Genomic DNA, 1,445 nt, shown 5'->3' with positions numbered 1-1,445 from the left:
TCTTTTTGAACTAATGATATGAACGCGTCCCACCCCTGAATGTAGCGCAAAGGAAGGTGGATCCCCGCGGGCCAACGGCATCGATGTGCCCAGGTGGAAAATGCACGCATTTCCCGGCAACCGGAGGATCCGAAATGAATGCTACGCCTGTTGGAATCGACATTGCAAAAAGTGTCTTTCAAGTGCACTACGTCGCCCCGGAAACCGGCGAAATCGTGAACAAGCAGATCAAGCGCTCGCAGTTTCTCGAATATTTCGCAAATCGTGCGCCGTGCATGATCGGGATGGAAGCGTGCGGTAGCGCCCATCACTGGGCAAGACAGCTGATGCAGATGGGACATCAGGTTAAGTTGATGCCAGCGAAGTTTGTGAAGGCATTCAACGTTGGCAACAAAAACGATGCGATGGACGCGCAAGCGATCTGGCTGGCAGTCCAGCAGCCACGGAAGGCGGTGGCGGTAAAAAGCGAAATGCAGCAGGCGGTGCTGATGTTGCATCGTCAGCGGGAACAACTGGTGAAGTTCCGTACGATGCAGATCAACGGCTTGCGCGGGATGTTGGCCGAGTTCGGCGAGGTGATGGGTAAAGGCCGCACCGCGATGATCAAAGCAGTCCAGGACGCCCTCGCGCGTGCCGAAGCGCGGCTGCCGAAACTGCTGATCGATACACTGCGCGAGCAGTGGGCGCGGGTCAATAAGCTGGATGAGGAAATCGCGACGATCGAGCGGCGGTTGCGCGAATGGAAGAAGGACGACAAGGCGGTACAGGCGGTTATCGAGATTCCGGGCGTTGGCCTGCTGACGGCGACGGCAGCAGTCGCGATGATGGGTGATCCGAAAGCATTCAAGTCTGGGCGCGAGTTCGCGGCATGGGCCGGATTAGTGCCGAAGCAGACTGGCACCGGCGGCAAGGTGAGCCTCCACGGGATCAGCAAACGCGGCGACACCTACCTGCGCACTTTGCTGATCCACGGCGCTCGATCTGTACTGACGAATGCGAAGGAGCCTGGTCCGTGGGTTGAGGGCATGAAGAAGCGGCGACCATCGAACGTGGTAGTGGTCGCGTTGGCAAACAAGATGGCGCGGACGATCTGGACGGTGCTCGCCCATGACAGGCCGTACAGGAAAGATCACGTGAGCGTGAAGCCGGCATAACCGTGGTCGCACGGCTTGTAAGATTAACGTTTGACACAGGGTGAACGTCGAAAGGTTGCGTTGGCAATCGTGTGAGATGACAAGACAGGTCGGACCGGGACTCGCGAAACCTGGTAAGAGGCATGAGCTTCGAGCTCGTTGAACTAATGAGGTGCGAGTCAGCGGATTTCATAGAGGCCCGCAGCGGAACGTCGGCTGCAACAAGGCCGAATACATAGCTGCAACCCATCCTGTCGAAGTCGGAACACCCGAAAACTTGCGCAAAGGGACGCGTTCATACATGGCCTCTTA

General features: G+C 57.4%; 1 protein-coding gene. It reads left to right on the top strand.

Features of this window, described 5'->3' with window-relative positions:
* Window positions 1–134 precede the first annotated feature (134 nt).
* The gene (locus FB600_RS36995; RefSeq protein WP_098183222.1) at window positions 135–1,154 is read left to right on the top strand and encodes an IS110 family transposase; all 1,020 of its coding nucleotides are present in this window, start codon (window positions 135–137) and stop codon (window positions 1,152–1,154) included.
* Window positions 1,155–1,445 lie beyond the last annotated feature (291 nt).

It is taken from the genome of Burkholderia sp. SJZ089, assembly GCF_007828315.1.
GTDB lineage: Bacteria > Pseudomonadota > Gammaproteobacteria > Burkholderiales > Burkholderiaceae > Burkholderia > Burkholderia gladioli.
Note: the sequence above shows the minus strand (reverse complement) of the source record. Positions and strands in the feature narration are given on the sequence as shown.

Bases quoted from the DNA above. Each gene is read 5' to 3' on its own strand.
- FB600_RS36995 (WP_098183222.1), top strand. From the start codon at position 135: ATGAATGCTACGCCTGTTGGAATCGACATTGCAAAAAGTGTCTTTCAA.